At 32.0% G+C, this 19070-nt stretch carries 21 protein-coding genes; 14 read left to right on the top strand and 7 right to left on the bottom strand.

Going from position 1 to position 19070, the window contains the following annotated elements:
- Positions 1 to 9: 9 nt before the first annotated feature.
- Both IDG45_RS00680 and tcaB read left to right on the top strand, forming a co-directional pair.
- Positions 10 to 138: a hypothetical protein gene (locus IDG45_RS00680; RefSeq protein WP_031901190.1), complete on the top strand. Its 129-nt coding sequence runs from the start codon at positions 10 to 12 to the stop codon at positions 136 to 138.
- Between the two features lie 109 nt (positions 139 to 247).
- Entirely contained in the window at positions 248 to 1456 is a 1209-nt protein-coding gene (gene tcaB / locus IDG45_RS00675) for a putative multidrug effflux MFS transporter TcaB (RefSeq protein ID WP_206171529.1), read from the top strand.
- 226 nt (positions 1457 to 1682) lie between these two features.
- On the opposite strand, the gene IDG45_RS00670 is transcribed toward tcaB, so the two are convergent.
- Positions 1683 to 2237 carry a TetR/AcrR family transcriptional regulator gene (locus tag IDG45_RS00670; RefSeq protein WP_000828571.1) on the bottom strand — a complete coding sequence of 185 codons (555 nt, stop codon included), beginning with the start codon at positions 2235 to 2237 and terminating at the stop codon, positions 1683 to 1685.
- Positions 2238 to 2357: 120 nt separating this feature from the next.
- Here IDG45_RS00670 and IDG45_RS00665 point away from each other — a divergent pair, with 120 nt between their 5' ends.
- Both IDG45_RS00665 and IDG45_RS00660 read left to right on the top strand, forming a co-directional pair.
- Complete coding sequence (locus tag IDG45_RS00665; protein WP_000738242.1) at positions 2358 to 3005, top strand: HlyD family secretion protein; 648 nt, start codon at positions 2358 to 2360, stop codon at positions 3003 to 3005.
- 12 nt (positions 3006 to 3017) lie between these two features.
- Positions 3018 to 4949, top strand: coding sequence for a DHA2 family efflux MFS transporter permease subunit (locus IDG45_RS00660; RefSeq protein ID WP_000213897.1), 1932 nt, complete (start codon positions 3018 to 3020; stop codon positions 4947 to 4949).
- A gap of 246 nt (positions 4950 to 5195) precedes the next feature.
- On the opposite strand, the gene IDG45_RS00655 is transcribed toward IDG45_RS00660, so the two are convergent.
- A complete protein-coding gene (locus tag IDG45_RS00655) occupies positions 5196 to 5834 on the bottom strand; it encodes a hypothetical protein (RefSeq protein ID WP_000184226.1) in 639 nt (212 codons plus the stop codon).
- A 207-nt stretch (positions 5835 to 6041) separates the two neighbouring features.
- On the opposite strand from IDG45_RS00655, the gene IDG45_RS00650 reads away from it, so the two are divergent.
- Entirely contained in the window at positions 6042 to 6962 is a 921-nt protein-coding gene (locus IDG45_RS00650; protein ID WP_000620864.1) for an alpha/beta hydrolase fold domain-containing protein, read from the top strand.
- A 107-nt stretch (positions 6963 to 7069) separates the two neighbouring features.
- On the opposite strand, the gene IDG45_RS00645 is transcribed toward IDG45_RS00650, so the two are convergent.
- Positions 7070 to 7489 (bottom strand): hypothetical protein, encoded by a 420-nt coding sequence (locus IDG45_RS00645; protein ID WP_000128656.1) that lies wholly within the window; start codon positions 7487 to 7489, stop codon positions 7070 to 7072.
- Positions 7486 to 7977, bottom strand: coding sequence for a thioesterase family protein (locus IDG45_RS00640; protein ID WP_117218247.1), 492 nt, complete (start codon positions 7975 to 7977; stop codon positions 7486 to 7488). Before IDG45_RS00640 ends, IDG45_RS00645 begins: the two co-directional genes overlap by 4 nt.
- A gap of 96 nt (positions 7978 to 8073) precedes the next feature.
- On the opposite strand from IDG45_RS00640, the gene corA reads away from it, so the two are divergent.
- Positions 8074 to 9021, top strand: a complete 948-nt coding sequence (gene corA / locus IDG45_RS00635; protein WP_001229252.1) for a magnesium/cobalt transporter CorA — start codon at positions 8074 to 8076, stop codon at positions 9019 to 9021.
- 30 nt (positions 9022 to 9051) lie between these two features.
- The gene (gene fni, locus IDG45_RS00630; protein WP_001279382.1) at positions 9052 to 10101 is read left to right on the top strand and encodes a type 2 isopentenyl-diphosphate Delta-isomerase; all 1050 of its coding nucleotides are present in this window, start codon (positions 9052 to 9054) and stop codon (positions 10099 to 10101) included.
- Between the two features lie 47 nt (positions 10102 to 10148).
- Here the strand turns inward: fni and gltS are convergent, their stop codons facing one another.
- Complete coding sequence (gltS, locus tag IDG45_RS00625; protein WP_000571584.1) at positions 10149 to 11357, bottom strand: sodium/glutamate symporter; 1209 nt, start codon at positions 11355 to 11357, stop codon at positions 10149 to 10151.
- A gap of 336 nt (positions 11358 to 11693) precedes the next feature.
- Positions 11694 to 12302 carry a DNA-3-methyladenine glycosylase gene (locus IDG45_RS00620; protein WP_000348298.1) on the bottom strand — a complete coding sequence of 203 codons (609 nt, stop codon included), beginning with the start codon at positions 12300 to 12302 and terminating at the stop codon, positions 11694 to 11696.
- A 398-nt stretch (positions 12303 to 12700) separates the two neighbouring features.
- Here IDG45_RS00620 and IDG45_RS00615 point away from each other — a divergent pair, with 398 nt between their 5' ends.
- From IDG45_RS00615 to IDG45_RS00590, 6 genes are all read left to right on the top strand, one after another.
- Positions 12701 to 13357 carry a DUF805 domain-containing protein gene (locus IDG45_RS00615; RefSeq protein ID WP_000436826.1) on the top strand — a complete coding sequence of 219 codons (657 nt, stop codon included), beginning with the start codon at positions 12701 to 12703 and terminating at the stop codon, positions 13355 to 13357.
- A 230-nt stretch (positions 13358 to 13587) separates the two neighbouring features.
- Entirely contained in the window at positions 13588 to 14487 is a 900-nt protein-coding gene (locus IDG45_RS00610) for an ABC transporter ATP-binding protein (protein WP_000524826.1), read from the top strand.
- The gene (locus IDG45_RS00605) at positions 14480 to 15712 is read left to right on the top strand and encodes an ABC transporter permease (RefSeq protein ID WP_000548682.1); all 1233 of its coding nucleotides are present in this window, start codon (positions 14480 to 14482) and stop codon (positions 15710 to 15712) included. The genes IDG45_RS00610 and IDG45_RS00605 overlap by 8 nt, the downstream gene beginning before the upstream one ends.
- Entirely contained in the window at positions 15696 to 15881 is a 186-nt protein-coding gene (locus IDG45_RS00600) for a hypothetical protein (RefSeq protein ID WP_072357721.1), read from the top strand. Before IDG45_RS00605 ends, IDG45_RS00600 begins: the two co-directional genes overlap by 17 nt.
- Before the next feature lie 48 nt (positions 15882 to 15929).
- On the top strand, positions 15930 to 16256 hold the full coding sequence (locus IDG45_RS00595; RefSeq protein ID WP_000966695.1) for a YnfA family protein: 327 nt from the start codon (positions 15930 to 15932) through the stop codon (positions 16254 to 16256).
- 29 nt (positions 16257 to 16285) lie between these two features.
- Positions 16286 to 17305, top strand: a complete 1020-nt coding sequence (locus IDG45_RS00590) for an aldose epimerase family protein (RefSeq protein ID WP_000634685.1) — start codon at positions 16286 to 16288, stop codon at positions 17303 to 17305.
- A gap of 235 nt (positions 17306 to 17540) precedes the next feature.
- Here the strand turns inward: IDG45_RS00590 and IDG45_RS00585 are convergent, their stop codons facing one another.
- On the bottom strand, positions 17541 to 18194 hold the full coding sequence (locus IDG45_RS00585; RefSeq protein WP_111063812.1) for an MOSC domain-containing protein: 654 nt from the start codon (positions 18192 to 18194) through the stop codon (positions 17541 to 17543).
- 170 nt (positions 18195 to 18364) lie between these two features.
- Here IDG45_RS00585 and IDG45_RS00580 point away from each other — a divergent pair, with 170 nt between their 5' ends.
- Positions 18365 to 19051 (top strand): ribose 5-phosphate isomerase A, encoded by a 687-nt coding sequence (locus tag IDG45_RS00580; protein ID WP_000655867.1) that lies wholly within the window; start codon positions 18365 to 18367, stop codon positions 19049 to 19051.
- Positions 19052 to 19070 lie beyond the last annotated feature (19 nt).

Below are 19070 nucleotides of genomic sequence, written 5' to 3'. Positions count from 1 at the left end.
GCATGTGTCATGGAATACAAACAACATCCTTTCAAAGTATTTTCAATTAGTGTGAATTACTTTGAAGGGATTGTTTTTTGTGAAAAAATTTATGGAGTGCTGAGGTTTATATCATTTTATACCTTTTATAAGTTGTAATGATGTTCATGAAACTTGTGAGTAATGCTAATATATAAAAGAGCATATTTAAAATTAGTTTCTGTTCGTGATAGTTATAAACTAATCATTGTATAAAGGAGGAAATATAGTGAATGATTTAAAGCGTTTTAATAAGCGTTCACCGATATTTATTATTATTTTAGGATCTTTGACGGCCATTGGAGCATTATCAATAGATATGTTTTTGCCTGGATTACCAGATATTAGACATGATTTTCAAACAACGACGTCTAACGCACAATTAACATTATCGATGTTTATGATTGGTTTAGCGTTTGGTAATTTGTTTGCTGGTCCAATTTCAGATTCAACTGGGCGCAGAAAGCCGCTTATTATAGCTATGATTATTTTTACATTAGCAAGTTTAGGTATTGTTTTTGTACATAATATTTGGCTGATGGTTGCATTAAGATTTCTTCAAGGAGTGACAGGTGGAGCAGCAGCAGTTATTTCAAGAGCTATAGCAAGTGACATGTATAGTGGTAATGAACTAACTAAGTTTATGGCATTATTGATGCTTGTTAATGGTATTGCACCAGTTGTTGCGCCAACAATAGGGGGCATAATTTTAAATTATTCTGTCTGGCGTATGGTCTTTGTCATTCTGACTATCTTTGGCATCGTCATGGTCATAGGTTCTTTATTAAAAGTACCTGAATCATTAACAGTGACCAATCGTGAGTCAAGTAGTGGATTAAAGACAATGTTTAAAAACTTCAAAATATTATTGAAGACGCCATGTTTTGTATTACCAATGCTCATTCAAGGTATGACATTTGTAATATTATTTACTTATATTTCTGCGTCTCCGTTTATTATTCAAAAAATTTATGGCATGACTGCAATACAATTTAGTTGGATGTTTGCAGGAATTGGTATTACGCTCATTATATCAAGTCAACTTACTGGGTACCTTGTTGATTTTATAGACTCACAAAAATTGATGAGAGTCATGACGATGATTCAGATTATCGGTGTAATTTTAGTGACGATTGTATTGCTTAATCATTGGAACTTTTGGATTTTAGCGATAGGATTTATCATTTTAATAGCACCAGTGACAGGTGTTGCGACACTTGGTTTTACAATAGCTATGGATGAAAGTAGTAGTGGTAGAGGGAGTTCATCAAGTTTATTAGGTTTAGTGCAGTTTTTATTTGGTGGTATTGCATCGCCATTAGTGGGGGTAAAAGGTGAAGATAATCCTATTCCTTACATAATTATTATTATAGCTACAGCAGTTATATTAATTATTTTACAGATTTATAATATGAAGGTATTTAAAACAAATCGATGATAAACATAGTTTCTTCTATTATATTGAATTGAAAAATTTAAAAACAAAACTTGAGCTATTCATAGATCTATGAATTTAGCATCAAAAATAAAAATGCCGAGATTATTATGTGGAAATCTCGGCATTTTTATATTGATAGCACCGTTACATATGTACTATTATCTGTCCATTTGGTTTAAGTTTCTCTAGTTGTTTTATAGCATTTCTTTATTAGAATGAAACCGTATTATTGGTTTTGAAGTTTAATCGTATTAGCCAATAAAATGTCAGCAACTTCTTCAGGTGATTCATTACAACCATTCGAAAGCCAATTAATAAATACTCCAGCTTGACCGCCTATGATATATGTAACATAAAGCTGTTTATTGGTTACTGTAGTACTATAGTCATTCATAATTTGTTGATAGTAATCTCTCGCTAAATTTATATAGTCTATGAATAATGTTTTCATTGGATAGGTAACTAAAATGTCTTTGAAAAACTGCTCATTGTGCTTGATATACTTAGCAATAATAATGAAGAATTTATAAAGTTTAAGCTTATCCTGTTTAATATTTTCGAAATTATGATGTAGCGCGCTTAGAAGAAATTGGAATTTTTCTTTATGCTTTGAGTTGATGGTATCCAATAAATCAAATTTATCTTTGTAATAATCATAAAAAGTAGAACGATTAATATTACAATACGCGCAAATCATTTTAGTGGATATTTCTTGAAAAGGATATTCAGCCATCAAATCAACAAGTGCGTTTTGAATTTCTATTTTGGCTTGTCGTTTCATATTGTTACACCTTTGTGAATTTTAACCAACACTCTTATAAAAATTGTTGGTGTTTTTTTAGTTATCATGTCTCTATAATAAATAAAGTGAATTTTAAAAGCAAATAGGAGGAAATGTTTCATGAAAAAGATGATATTAATTAATGTCATTACGGTTGTTGTACTGTTAGCAATTGGGATTGCTGGTTTTTATTTCTGGAATAAAACAACAAGTTATATAACAACTGATAATGCTAAAGTAAATGGCGATCAAATTAAAATAGCAAGTCCAGCTTCTGGGCAAATCAAATCACTAAATGTTAAGCAAGGTGATAAACTTGATAAAGGTGATAAAGTAGCAACAGTTACTGTTCAAGGTCAAGATGGCGAAACTAAAGATATGGAACTTAAAATGCCACAAAAAGGTACAATTGCTAAATTAGATGGCATGGAAGGTTCTATGGTACAAGCAGGCAATCCAATTGCATATGCTTATAATTTAGATGATTTATATGTAACTGCAAATATTGACGAAAAAGATATTAAAGATGTTGAAGTTGGTAAAGATGTTGATGTGACTATTGACGGTCAAAAAGCTTCTATTAAAGGTAAAGTTGATAGTATTGGAAAAGCTACTGCTGCTAGTTTTTCATTAATGCCATCATCAAATAGTGATGGTAACTATACTAAAGTATCTCAAGTTATACCTGTTAAAATTACGTTAGATTCAGAACCGTCTAAACAAGTTGTTCCTGGAATGAACGCTGAAGTAAAAATTCATAAAAATTAAGGGGGTCATTAAATGACTACGACCTTCATTATTAGCTACATTGTTTTAGCGCTCATTATTGTTGGGGTTATCAATTTATTATTAATAAGATCAAGAAGAAAAGCAAAACGCCAACAAAAGGAACAACATTTTGCGACACGTCAATCAAATCAATCTAAATTTAAAGCAAGTGATTTAGACAGAAAAACTGATCAATCGTCACAACATACGGCGCGTGAAGAGGCACGTATTGACAATAAAGACAATCAGAATCAAGTTAGTCTAACTGATCATGCGAAAGGGTCTGAACAAGATCAAGGATTATTCAATGATAATAAGGATGATGAAGCATTTGCTGCTAAAAATCCTGAATCAGAAGAATATAAAGTAAATGAGAAAATTAAAAAAGAACATAAAAACTATATTTTTGGTGAAGGTGTTTCACGCGGTAAAATATTAGCGGCATTATTATTCGGTATGTTTATTGCGATTTTAAACCAAACATTATTAAATGTTGCTTTGCCAAAAATTAATACGGAATTTAATATTTCTGCGTCAACAGGGCAATGGTTGATGACGGGATTCATGTTAGTAAACGGTATTTTAATACCAATTACGGCGTATCTATTTAATAAATATTCATATCGAAAATTATTTTTAGTTGCGTTAGTACTCTTTACAATTGGCTCATTAATATGTGCGATTTCAATGAATTTCCCAATCATGATGGTTGGACGTGTATTACAAGCTATTGGTGCAGGTGTACTAATGCCATTAGGTTCAATTGTTATTATTACAATTTATCCACCTGAAAAACGTGGTGCTGCCATGGGTACAATGGGTATCGCAATGATTTTAGCACCTGCAATCGGTCCAACATTATCAGGTTATATTGTACAAAATTACCATTGGAATGTGATGTTTTACGGTATGTTCATTATCGGAATTATTGCAATCTTAGTTGGTTTTGTATGGTTTAAGTTATATCAATATACAACAAACCCTAAAGCTGATATCCCAGGTATCATTTTTAGTACAATTGGTTTTGGTGCTTTGTTATACGGCTTTTCAGAAGCGGGGAACAAAGGCTGGGGTTCTGTTGAGATAGAAACAATGTTTGCGATTGGTATTATCTTTATTATTCTATTTGTAATAAGAGAATTAAGAATGAAAGCACCAATGTTGAATTTAGAAGTATTGAAATTTCCAACATTTACACTAACAACAGTAATTAATATGGTTGTAATGATGAGCTTGTATGGTGGTATGATTTTATTACCAATTTACTTACAAAATTTACGTGGTTTCTCAGCATTAGATTCCGGATTGTTATTATTACCTGGTTCTCTAATTATGGGTCTACTAGGACCATTTGCTGGTAAGTTGTTAGACACGATTGGCTTAAAACCTTTAGCCATTTTTGGTATTGCTGTCATGACTTATGCAACATGGGAATTAACTAAATTGAATATGGATACGCCATATATGACAATCATGGGCATCTATGTACTACGTTCATTTGGTATGGCATTTATTATGATGCCAATGGTAACAGCAGCTATTAATGCGTTGCCGGGACGACTTGCCTCCCATGGTAATGCCTTCTTAAATACGATGCGTCAACTAGCTGGTTCTATAGGAACAGCAATCTTGGTTACTGTAATGACAACGCAAACTACACAACATTTATCAGCTTTTGGGGAAGAGTTAGATAAAACGAATCCTGTTGTACAAGATCATATGCGTGAATTAGCATCGCAATATGGTGGTCAAGAAGGCGCAATGAAAGTGTTATTACAATTTGTAAATAAACTAGCAACAGTTGAAGGGATTAATGATGCATTTATAGTTGCAACGATATTTAGCATCATCGCTTTAATTTTATGCTTATTTTTACAAAGTAACAAAAAAGCAAAAGCTACGGCTCAAAAGATAGATGCAGATAATAGTATCAATCATGAATAAATAAAATAAATTAATTGAAGTGTGACTAATCAAAAATTATGTTGTGGGGACATGATTTTTAAAGTATCGGTGCCAATATATGGTTATCGATACTTTTTTTATTTGTTGATTTGTAGAATGTTAGAGGAATTATATTAAAATTTGGCATTGACGTAGTAGGTCATTAATAAAGAAAAAGCAGGAAGTGGGTCAACGAAATGAATTTTGTGAAAATAACATTTCTGTCCCAATCCCTACTATATAACATTATTTTAAACGAGGCATGCGATTACGGAAGAATAAGCTTATAACAAGTAAACCGATGCTACAGCCCAGTAAAATGATGCCGTTATGAATAGCGTCAGCTTCTGTTATTACTTGATCTGGTGGTACATTTAAATAATATTTTTTTAAAGCATCTGCAATTTCTTGTGCGAGTGCTTTAATAATATAACTGAAATACAATGTAATGACTAACATAATTGTTAACACTAAAATATTTACTACTTTTAGAACTGTGCGATTAAATACAATTGTCAGTATTGTTATGACTAGGCTAACGATACATAAAATAAAGAAACCGTTAAAGACTAAAATTAAGCGATCGATTCCTTGTTGTAAATCATTGATATTACCCAAATTAATATTTAATTGATGCATTTTTCCAATTGTCTCGTTAAAATTTTTAATGCCATCAAAATCTACAGATTCTTTGGTGAAGACAATATTAAAAATGGGTTGTTTCCACATACTGTATCCAGCGATTGCGGTTAATATAACAACAATGATTTGAATAATCATGCTTACCAATGAACGTTTTTTCTTACCATATCGTTTACCACGATGAATATTCGGTTGTTGAAATGTCTCATCAAATGGTTCTAATCGTTGATTAGGATTTGTCATGCAAGGTACCTCCGTATAAAGTTCTTTTCTTTACTTATCAATATGTCTAGTTGTCTGTTATAATGATGAAAAATCACTGTTCAATTGTAGTCTTAAATTTGAAAGTGAAAAAGAAAATATCTTCTACATTATATACTTTTTTTGGCAAAGAATGTAGGGGATAGACAATCATTGGATACATAAAATATATAAAGGTAGGTTAAGACATTGATTAGAAACCGTGTTATGAATAGCGTTGTCAATAAATATTTGCTTCACAATCGCTCGATTATGTTTAAAAATGATCAAGATGTTGAAAGATTTTTTTATAAAAGAGAAATTGAAAATAGAAAAAAACATAAGCAGCCTTCAACATTAAATGTTAAAGCAAATTTAGAAAAATTATCATTAGATGATATGCAAGTCTTTCGCTTTAATTTCAGACATCAAATTGATAAGAAAATTTTATATATTCACGGTGGATTCAATGCACTACAACCATCACCGTTCCATTGGAGATTGTTGGATAAAATCACTTTAAGTACATTATATGAGGTTGTACTGCCTATCTATCCAAAGACACCAGAGTTTCATATTGACGATACTTTCCAAGCGATACAACGTGTTTATGATCAATTAGTATCTGAAGTAGGCCATCAAAATGTCGTAGTCATGGGTGATGGTTCAGGTGGTGCACTGGCATTATCCTTTGTACAATCTCTTTTAGACAATCAACAGCCATTACCGAATAAATTGTATTTAATCTCACCAATTTTAGATGCAACACTATCTAATAAAGATATTTCGGACGCTTTAATCGAACAAGATGCGGTTCTAAGTCAGTTTGGTGTCAATGAGATTATGAAAAAATGGGCGAATGGCCTACCATTAACAGATAAGCGCATATCGCCAATTAATGGCACAATAGAAGGATTACCACCAGTTTATATGTTTGGTGGTGGACGTGAAATGACACATCCTGATATGAAGCTATTCGAACAAATGATGTTGCAACATCATCAATACATTGAGTTTTATGATTATCCTAAGATGGTACATGATTTTCCAATTTATCCAATTAGACAATCACATAAAGCTATTAAACAAATTGCCAAATCGATAGATGAGGATGTAACACAAAATAACTAATAACATACAATTGACCCAGTTACGATTTCATGGAAGATGATATTTGACATGAAAACGCAATTGGGTTTTGTTTTTGAAAATATAGCAAGGATTATATAGACTAATTGTTAATGCGCTTCTGAGTGAAAATCACCAATAAGTGTATTGATATGCGTGATGATAAAGTATTGCCCTTTAATTTGATAAAATTGATCTAAAAAATTATCGAATTGACGTGGAATATCACTAAGTTCTGCAAAGTTAGCTGTTTTATCATAATTGCGATGAGCAACTTCATTTTGAAATTTATCATAATGTTCTAGGAAATGTTGATCTTCAAGCTGTTGTTCCACAATAGTCATAATATTATCGATGGCTTGCTTTTGTCCTTGAACATAAGCCATATGCACGCCACGCTTAAGTAGCTGATTTGCTGGTCCGTTAATGTATAACCCTTTTTGTGCATTTAATTCTGTTAATTCAAACTTAACATCATCTAATAAATCTAGTAATTCGATATGAATCTTTTGTTGTAATGCATCTGTCATTTTAATGCTCCTTTGTGTGGAATTGCTATTTTATGTCCTAATTGTTCAGGCCAAGTGATAGTTGGTTGATTTTTATAATAGTGTGCTATTTGTGTTGAAAATGATTCAGGAAAAGCATCAGAACGACGTGTGTGCTGATTAATTCCCATCATCATTACTTCATTTATTGATGCTAGTGTACCATCTTCTTTAGTTAATGTTAAAAATAAATGCAACCGCTTATAATCGTAATCATAAATATATAAAGTAACAGTAAATACATCGCCAAGAGACAATTCTGAGAGGTATGTCGTATGTTCTTCTAGTGTAAATAGCGTATATGCTAAATTTTCGCGTTCTTTTAAAGAAAGACCGTGGCTGTAATTAAAACGATTCACGACGTCACTAAAAATGATATTATAATTTGCATCATGCATATGATTGTTATGGTCAATGAATTCAGATGTTACGGTTTGAGTATGTGTAAAAAGTTGTTTGATAATAACCATCTCCTTAGTGACTATCATACTAAAATAAATTAAGACATACACGTTATTTAATTCATGATAAAATAATAGAGAATTCGTTATTTAGGGGGAGTATCGATGGCTTTAACGATACGGTATCAAACTACATATGAATCGTTTAAAGTAGTTGATGATATCAAAGAGATACCAAAAGATGCGACTATTGTTTGGTATGATTTTGATGAACCGAATGAACAAGAAAATGAATGGTTTAAAGCACATTTTAATTTTAATGATTTAGAAGTGGATGATGCAATTAACGGTATGCCACGAGCTAAATATAAATCTTATAAAGATTATCAATACTTAGTATTTCATAGTATTATGGGGTCAAACTATTCACCAATAGCACTAAATATTTTTATACAAGACAATGTATTAGTAACATATCATCATCAAACGTTGGAATCATTAAATAAAGTAGTCTATAAGTATATGAATACATTAGATGCAGAATTAGATTGTGCAGATGTCGTCATATTAATTTTAGATATGATGGTTGATAAATATTTCAACTTTGTATATGCACTTGAAGATAGTGTTTATCATTTTGAAGACCGCCATGTAGATGATTGCTTTAATAAAATGGTCATGGATAGTGTCTTTAAGTTACGTTCGGATTTGATTAAAGTAAAACGTGTACTGTTTCCTATGCAAGAGCTAATTGATACAATGAAACAAAATGGTGATTTGATTATAGATAATAAACATTCGCTATACATTCAACATATCGATGACCACTTGATTAAGCAACGTAATATCATTCGTACTGCTCAAGAAATGACAAACGAAATACGAGAAAATTTTGAGTCATACACGTCATTTAGAATGAATAGTATTATGCAAGTATTAACATTAGTATCAGTTATATTTTCACCGTTAACATTCATAGCTGGGATTTATGGTATGAACTTTGTAAATATGCCGGCATTACATTTACATTATGGATATTATATTTGCTTAGCTGTAATGTTTGTTATAGCTGTCGTATTAATCATCTTTTTCAGACGTAAAAAATGGTTTTAAATTAGAAATGACGAAAAGGTAGGTTTAATCATGAGTGATTTTCAAAGAGAACAGAGAAAAAATGAACATGTTGAAATAGCAATGGCCCAATCTGACGCAATGCATTCAGATTTTGATAAGATGCGTTTTGTGCATCATTCTATCCCATCAATTAATGTAAATGATATCGATTTGACATCACAGACACCTGACTTAACGATGGCATATCCGGTTTATATTAATGCAATGACGGGTGGTAGCGAGTGGACGAAAAACATCAATGAAAAGCTAGCTGTAGTTGCAAGAGAAACTGGCTTAGCGATGGCAGTTGGATCAACACATGCGGCATTGAGAAATCCACGCATGGCTGAGACGTTTACGATTGCGCGAAAAATGAATCCTGAAGGCATGATTTTTAGCAATGTTGGTGCGGACGTACCAGTAGAAAAGGCTTTGGAAGCAGTTGAATTACTTGAGGCACAAGCGTTACAAATCCATGTTAATTCTCCTCAAGAATTAGTTATGCCTGAAGGGAATCGTGAATTTGTGACTTGGTTAGATAATATAGCGTCGATTGTATCACGAGTGTCTGTTCCAGTCATTATAAAAGAAGTTGGATTTGGTATGAGCAAAGAATTAATGCATGACTTACAACAAATAGGCGTTAAGTATGTCGATGTTAGTGGCAAAGGTGGTACTAACTTTGTAGATATTGAAAATGAACGTCGTGCAAATAAAGATATGGATTACTTATCATCATGGGGACAGTCTACAGTTGAGTCATTACTTGAAACAACGGCTTATCAAAGCGAAATTTCAGTTTTCGCGAGTGGTGGTTTACGTACACCACTCGATGCAATTAAAAGTTTAGCACTTGGCGCAAAGGCAACTGGTATGTCACGTCCGTTTTTAAATCAAGTTGAAAATAATGGCATTGCACATACAGTAGCTTATGTAGAATCATTTATTGAACACATGAAATCAATAATGACGATGTTAGATGCTAAAAATATTGACGACTTAACACAAAAACAAATCGTATTTAGTCCGGAAATATTGTCATGGATAGAACAACGTAGCTTGAATATACATCGAGGATAAATAAAAGAGGAGGCGAAGGCCTCCTCTTTTATTTATGAGTTTGATGTTTAACTAAACCATTGAATGAATCCCATAATGACTATAACACCAATTAAATCGATTAAGAATGCACCAACAATAGGCACAACTAAATATGCTTTAGGTGAGTTTCCATATTTTTTAGTAATAACATCTAAATTTGCCATGGCATTTGGCGTTGCACCAAGCCCATGCCCGATAAAACCACCTACCATTACTGCAGCATCATAATCTTTTCCTAAACCTCTAAATAAAATTAAAACAGCAAATAAAATCATAACGACAACTTGAACTAAAACGATAATAATAAGAGGTATAGCAAGTTTATAAATTTCGATTAATTGAATGCTCATTAGCGCAAGAGATAAGAAAATACCTAATGCGACATCGCCAATTTGATTAGTAATTTTTAAATCTACAATATTAAAATTAAAACTTTCAGAGATATTTCGGACAATAACAGCTACAAATAATGAGCCAACGTAAATTGGAACATTAATCCCTGTTTGAGCTGTAAACAAATGACTGAAATAACTTCCAACTGCCATACAGAATACAACGATTGTAAATTGAATGAAGAATACTTCAGTGGCATTAAATTTACTATGTAAATGTTCGTTATATGCTACTTGGCTATAATCTTTAAATGTATCGTCACTATGTTGAGGCTTTAAGTTATAACGTTTGATTAAAAATTTTACAACTGGTCCACCGATAAGCCCTCCAAATACAAGACCTAAAGTTGCAGCCGCAAGTGCTGCTGTCAATGCTGAGTCAATGCCTAAATCTTGGATTGTCTTACCATAAGCGGCAGCATTACCGTGACCACCTTCCATAGACATAGAACCAGCTGTTAATCCTAGTAACGGTTTAATATTTAATACTTTTGCTAGTGATACACCAACTATGTTTTGAATGACTGAAATGATAGCACAAAACATAAAGTATAATAACAAGACTTTGCCACCTAATTTAAATAATTTCAATGATGCACCAAGACCGATTGTCGTAAAGAATGCTAACATGAAGAAATCTTGAATGAATGAAGCATCTAATTTAATCTTAACCATGCCAAATGAATCCAAAGCCGCAACTAAAATAGCAAAGATTAAGCCGCCAATCACTGGTGCTGGTATACAAATACGTTTTAAAAAATTAACGTGGTTAACGATAGCTTTACCAAGTAAGTAAAGTATACAGGCTAAACATAATGTTGTAATTGCATTAAGTTCTATCATTTTCAAATCCCCCTTGTTGAATATCCCTCTCCCTAAATAAGCTTTTATATGTAAGCGGTATAAAAGGGCACTTTTAACATTATACATGCAACAAATCAATATTTCTAGTTTTTGAAAATAATATCAATAATATTAATGCATCTAAATTTAATAATTATAAATAATTCTATTGTTATATTTTATAATTAAGAACAAGTTCAAACAGAGGAGATGAATCAAAAAATATGATGGACACAAAGAAAAACAATCAACCCATCCGCATGTTGACGGCACGATTGATTGACTTATAAGGAGATAGATTTCATTTTCATGATAGTAATCAATGAAAGATGACATTTATTTCCAAGTATCTTCGGGAAACATACAATCTGATTTACGCATGCGAGACACAAATGGATTACCTTTCACTGTGTAACGTAAAGATTTATGTGTCCAATCACCTTTATTTGGAATACCGATTCGTGGACTAGTAATAATATCTTTAGGATATTTACGATTCTTAGTATCAATAGACAATCTACAGTCATTTAACGTAGCGCCATCGATAGCCCGTGGAATGTTAAATGCCTTAGTCCATTTTCCTGGGCCATTCGTTACCTCGTAGCCTTTCTTACCTCTGTTACGGAACATAGCGGATAAACCGTCTTCTGGTTCAATTGCGCGGATAAGTACGCCTTCAGGTATACCTTCAGATTTTGTTACAAAATTAATGAGTAAATGCGTATGCATGACATGTGCATAAATTGTACCACCACGTTTATATAATGACGTAACTTTAGGTGTTATTTTACCACCATAGCCATGAGCCGCACGATCATTCAAACCTAAGTATGCTTCCGTTTCCACGATGTAGCCTGTATACGTTTGAGTGGTATCCTGATAAATCACTTTGACACCTAATAAGTTTTTAGCAATTTGTCTTGTATCATTATTAACGAAATCCATAATATTTTCCTCGCAATTATATGATTAATTTAAATAAAAATGAAAAAGATATTTTTATTGTGGTAAATGTTTGATAAAATAGTATTGTTAAGAATTATAAAAATGTAAAGTATATACTTTGTTATGGAATATTTTATTTGCAGAGATTGAGACTCTTTTAAATGTGAACATTGCAGTGTGACATATTTTTAGTATAGTTAACGAAGCGTTGACTTTCAAATGAGTCTCCATATAGATGCGTACTTTTAGCGGGTTTTCATTTAACTAGTGATGAAATATAAAGTTCATTTTCCAATGTGAATGACGATTGAAATGAAGTGACTTGATAATGAATCTTGTAAATTATAACGGTAATAATAATTAAAAATATAAATATGATTAACGAAAGGGAGATTACAATGGAACAATTACCTCAAGTAGGTTTTATGAAATCATTCGTATTATTTTGGAAAAATTATGTAAATTTTAAGGGGAGATCAAGACGTAGTGAATATTGGTATATGATGTTGTGGCATTTAATATTTATACTTCCTGCGTTCTTCGTGTTCTTTATGGGAGCAGTGTTTGTGGGTATAGGTGATGAAATAGATGCTAAAGTATTATCTATGTTTGGTGTGATGATATTAATACTTACAATTATATATATGCTTCTTTATTCTTTAGCAACCTTTATTCCCAATTTGGCATTAAGCGTCCGAAGATTCCACGATATATCAAGAACAGTGGTATTGCCTATTATAATGTGTGCATTTAGTATTGTATTCTCTATAGTGGTGCAGTTTATCGAATCATATTATGATAATGATTTTATGTTTATGCCAATTGGAATTGTTATTTTGTTAGTACTTCTATATCTTATTTATTTTGGACTTACAGTTACAATGATAGTATTCCTATGCTTTGACAGTAAGCCGGCAAATAAATATGGCGAAAGCCCAAAATACCCATCTTCAATTAAAAATCAACCAGTGACATCTGAAACACCGGAAAAAGCGGGTACATCTGAAACACCGAAAACACCGAAAACACCGGAAGAAACAGATAATCAATTGTAAGGATATAAATATCTCGGCACAATGATGCTGGGATATTTTTTTACGAATAAGGCAATAAAGGCATGGAAAATGAGTAGTTAAAGCTAATGATACTTAACATGCAAAGAAGATACTATTTAAATATTTCAATTTCAGAAATTTTAAAAATAAATTCACTTTAAAAATATTGCATTTATAGAGAATAGAAATGTTATATTAAGATAAATACATATTGTTTTAGGAGGCAAAGTATGGGACTTGTAATTGAACATGTTACGAAACGTTTTGGCAAGATGACGGCAGTAAATGATATTTCATTAGAGTTAGAATCAGGCAAAATGTTAGGTTTTCTAGGAAGAAATGGTGCAGGTAAAACAACGACATTTCGTATGATTTTAGGCTTAAGTGAACCAACTGAAGGACACATTACGTATAACGGTAAAAAACTAGATAAAACAATGTACAATCGTATTGGTTATTTGCCGGAAGAACGCGGTTTACATGGGAAACTGACAGTTGAAGAAGAATTGAAATATTTGGCAACTTTAAAGGGAATGTCAAAAACAGAAATACAACAGCAAATATCGTATTGGCTTGAGCGTTTTGATATTACTGAAAACCGTAAAAAACGAATTGATAGTCTATCAAAAGGGAATCAACAAAAAATTCAGCTGTTAGCAAGTATGTTACATAAACCAGAATTACTAATATTAGATGAGCCTTTCAGTGGTCTAGACCCAGTTAATGTTGAGTTATTAAAAGAAGCAGTTAAAGACTTAAATGATTGGGGCAGTACAATCGTTTATAGTTCTCACCGTATGGAGCATGTTGAAGAATTATGTGATGATGTTTGTATTTTAGATAAAGGTCAACTTGTTGTTTCTGGTGATATCAATCATGTACGTGCATCTAATGGTAACAAGAAAGTTGTCATTGAGTCAGAAACAACACTACCAGATTTAACACACATTAGAGGCATCATTCATAGTGAAAACATGAAGCAAGGTATTCAGTTGACGATTGAGAATGAAGACGTAGCCAAAGATATTTATCAAGTTGTAGCATATCAAGGTTATGTTAAACGATTCCAAGTTGTAGAACCATCATTACAAGATATATTCATTGAGAAGGTTGGTGGCAAGGATGCATAAGTTTTGGGCGACATTTAGTTTGACATATATCAAAAAAATTAAAGCTAAATCATTTGTAATTTTTATGATTATTATTGCTGCCTTAATGATTGGCCTATCTAACATTGATAAGATTATTAACATGTTTGATGATGGTCCAGATAAAATTGGTGTAGCAGCACCGAATGAACAAATCTATAAGGTTTTCAAGCAACAGGCGAATACATTTCATAGTGATGCTAAGTTTACTAAAGTTTCTATAGAAGATGCTGAAAAAGAAGTAAAAAAACATAAACTTGATAAAGCTTATATTATCAAGGTGAATCAAAATCGCACGTTACAAGGGACAATCATTAGTGAGAAGCGAGTAAGTCATGAAGATTCACAAAAAGTACAAGCACTGCTTACAGCTATTCAAACAAATATGGTAGCCGGGGAATTAAATATCAACAAAGAAGACTTACAAAAATTACAAGCACAAAGTAAAGTTGATAATAAGGTGATTTCTAATGATGAAGTCGATAAAGTATCAGAAGGACAAAAGATTTTCAACTATGCTTTAGCTTATGGCATTATCTTTCTAATGTTCTTTATTGTTTTAAATTATGCATCTCAAATAGCTATGGAAATTGCTAGTGAGAAAACATCGCGTGTCATTGAAATGATTATTACAAGTATTTCACCAATCCAACATATTTTTGCTAAAATTTTAGGCGTTATAGCAGTTGCCGTGACTCAGATTATTTTAATTGTATTGATGGCAGTTATATGCATTTTTGCCTTTGACTTAAAAGACTTGCTACAAGGTTTTAACGTGGAAATGAATCAATTGTCTTGGCAAATTATTATTGTCGGAATTATAAGTAGTATTGTTGGAATTATGGCGTATGTATTACTTGCAGCCATTCTCGGATCATTAACATCTAGAATAGAAGATTTAAATCAATCTTTGATGCCACTGACATTACTTGGTATGATTGCATTTTATATCGCGATATTCACGATAAATAATCCTGATGGGCAACTTGCTTTAATCACAAGTTATATTCCGTTTTTAGCGCCATTTCAATTAGTTGTACGCGCTCAAACTTCAGGGCTTCAAATACATGAGGTCATCTTAAGTTCATTAATCTCAATTGTAATGGTAGCTGTCTTGATATGGATTGCAATTAAAACATATAAAGATTCAGTACTTACATTTGAACGTGGCTTATTTAATTCAATGAAACGTGTATTTAAAAAATAAAATTGATGAGAGTGACACACATTTATCATATAAAATGGTGATGAAAGCGTGTTACTCTTATTTTTTTATATTTAGCTATAGAATAATGTCTAAAAAAGTGTACAATATGAATGTGAAAACGAACTTTTTAAAATGGGAATGTGAAGTAAGAAGAAATGTAAACGAATGATATGTAGCCGATAGATTATTGGTAGCAAATGTGTGATGGAGTGATTTCATGTTATATCCGATTTTTATATTTATATTAGCTGGCTTATGTGAAATAGGTGGGGGATACCTGATTTGGCTGTGGCTTAGGGAAGGACAGTCTTCACTTGTTGGGCTAATAGGCGGTGCGATACTCATGTTATATGGTGTCATTGCGACATTTCAATCATTTCCATCATTCGGAAGAGTATATGCAGCATATGGTGGCGTATTTATCATCATGAGTTTGATTTTTGCGATGGTCGTAGATAAACAAATGCCAGATAAATATGATGTTATCGGTGCAATCATTTGTATTGTAGGTGTTTTAGTAATGTTGCTACCCAGCAGAGCTTGAACACTTGTGGTTAGAAGGGAGAAGTAAAAATGATAGTTGAAGTTGAGCACCAAAGACAAGGTGTAGATTTAATCAAAATTGATAATGATGAAACTAAAATTATTTTTACGAATTATGGAGCAAGAGTAGTGTCTTGGAAATATCATGATAATAATATTGTTCTTGGAAATGTTGTTGAAGCGGATGAATTTTATCATAGTAATCCTTTTAAATTTGGTGCTTCTATAGGAAGATATAGCGGTAGAATTGATAATGCTAAATTTAAGTTGAAAGGTAAAGAATATCAGTTAGAAAAAAACAACGGCGAACATCATTTACATGGTGGATGTCATGGTTTGGACAATAAGTTATTTGATTATGAAATTAGAAATGAAATTGCTCAAATTAAAGTGATATTTAAGACGGTGTTGAAATCAGCTGATGATCATTTCCCGGGTGATATCGATGTGACGATTACACATATTTATGATGCGGATCACCAATGGTCGATTGAATACGAAGCAGTTGCATCAGAAGACACATTGTTTAGTCCTACGAATCATGTGTACTTCAATTTGAATCGAGATAATAATGTCGTTGATAATCATCGCATTTCAAGTAATCAATTAGATATGTATGTATTAGATGAGCGAAATATTGTTACAGGTGATATTCTAGATTTACATGAAGTGTTTGAAGATAACAAGATAAAATTGAGTGATATTTTTACATCACAACATGCGCAATTAAGCCAACAAATGACACGTTTTGGTGGTCTTGATCACCCATTTACAGTTGGTGAACATAAAATGTATGTTGAAAATCATGAATTTATGTTAGAGGTCGATACAGATATGCCTCATGTTGTATTCTTTACTTTTAATCAGCCTGATGAGTGGGATAGTCCATTTAATATTTATAAACCACATTCTGGCTTTACATTAGAAACACAATTTTTACCAAATGATATTAATTTATATGGTGAAAAAGCACCGTCAATTTTAAAAGCTGGTGAAGTGTTCAATTCGAAAACAAGTTTCCGTATCGAAGAAAAAGTAGAAAATGATTAAAAGTATCGGCATTTATATAATATTTATGTTATTTGGCGGAATTTTGAATAGGTTATCAAGAATCGTATCAAATGAAGTGACATCATTAATATACAGTTTGAAATAAAGAAAATATATAACATTAAAAAGGAATCAATAGCATCAGTAGTTATAGATAAGACTATTATACAAACGATGTGTAAGTTGATTCCTTTTTGTTTTGAAAAGTTCATTTAACACTTATAATGAAAGGTAATTATTTCAATGTTCTGTTATACATTTTTTGAAGTTTATCGCGTCTTTTTGGTGACAGAAATGGATTGTTTAGTGCATATCGTAACATATCTTGATTTTGTCTATCATTATAATAAAGGTCATTAAGCTGTTGTACAGATAAACGATGTTCGATTGGTGCTTCTTGTATTAAGTAAAGCTGATCATTTGGAGATACATAGCCTTGTTTTAATACCCGGAAATAGAAACCTGTTTTACCAGATGTAGACATGCGCTTCACTAAATCAGGAATATTATATTTTGCTTGAATTTTCCAGCACGGTTCTCTAATTTCAGAAACCTCAATTAACGCTTCACCTAAACGATATTGATTACCAAAGTAAACATCAGATTCGTCTAAATAATCAAATGTTAAATTCTCTCCAAACATCGCATGAGTAGGTAGTGAAGGTAAATCATCTTGATACAGTGCATAATTATGTTTACTAAACCCACAAACTGCTTTATGTGGTCCACCATGATCTTTATAAGCCTGTTCATCACCAGTGAAACCAGTTGAAGATAACCATGTTGTTTGTGAAATCTTAGTTTTATCTAAAGCAGAGCGCATCGGTCTTTTCGAGCTATAAGGCAAATCTTGGATTTTTCCTGTCGAAATTACGTGAATTGATATCATATCATTCTCCTTAACGTTAAGTTAAAGTATATTGTACTATAAAACATTTTTAGAATTGTAAATTCTGATTGATATGTTTAAAAAAATGTTAGAAATAAGGGTATGTTAATTTATATGAGTCATGTAAAATATGAATTGAATAGATTACATAAATATGGGAGGCTACCTTCATGAAAGATGTCAAAGCACTTAAGTTAATGACATTAAATGATGTTTTAAGTCAAATCAATGGTGACATGACGCTGGGAATTGGTACAGGAAGTACAATGGAATTACTCTTACCTCAAATGGCGCAACTAATTAAAGAACGTGGTTACAATATTACAGGTGTATGCACTTCTAATAAAATTGCATTTTTAGCAAAAGAATTAGGTATTAAAATATGCGAAATCAATGATGTTGATCATATCGACTTAGCAATTGATGGTGCTGATGAAGTAGATCCATCTTTAAATATAATTAAAGGTGGCGGTGGTGCGCTGTTCAGAGAGAAAGTTATAGATGAAATGGCATCGCGTTTTGTTGTGGTTGTCGATGAAACGAAAATGGTTCAATATTTAGGTGAGACGTTTAAGTTACCAGTAGAGGTGGATAAATTTAACTGGTATCACATATTACGTAAAATTGAATCATACGCTGATATAAAAGTAGAACGCCGTGTAAACGAAGATGTCGCATTTATAACTGATAATGGCAATTATATTTTAGATTGTAAGTTACCAAAAGGAATTGACCCATATAAGTTCCATGAGTATTTAATTCATCTGACAGGTGTGTTTGAGACAGGATACTTTTTAGATATGGCAGATCAAGTTATTGTAGGCACTCAAGAGGGTGTTAAAATTTTAGAAAAATAATAATAGTATAGAAAAGCGC

The sequence above is a fragment of the Staphylococcus sp. EG-SA-10 genome, from assembly GCF_017151945.1.
Taxonomy (GTDB): Bacteria; Bacillota; Bacilli; order Staphylococcales; family Staphylococcaceae; genus Staphylococcus; species Staphylococcus aureus.
Note: the sequence above shows the minus strand (reverse complement) of the source record. Positions and strands in the feature narration are given on the sequence as shown.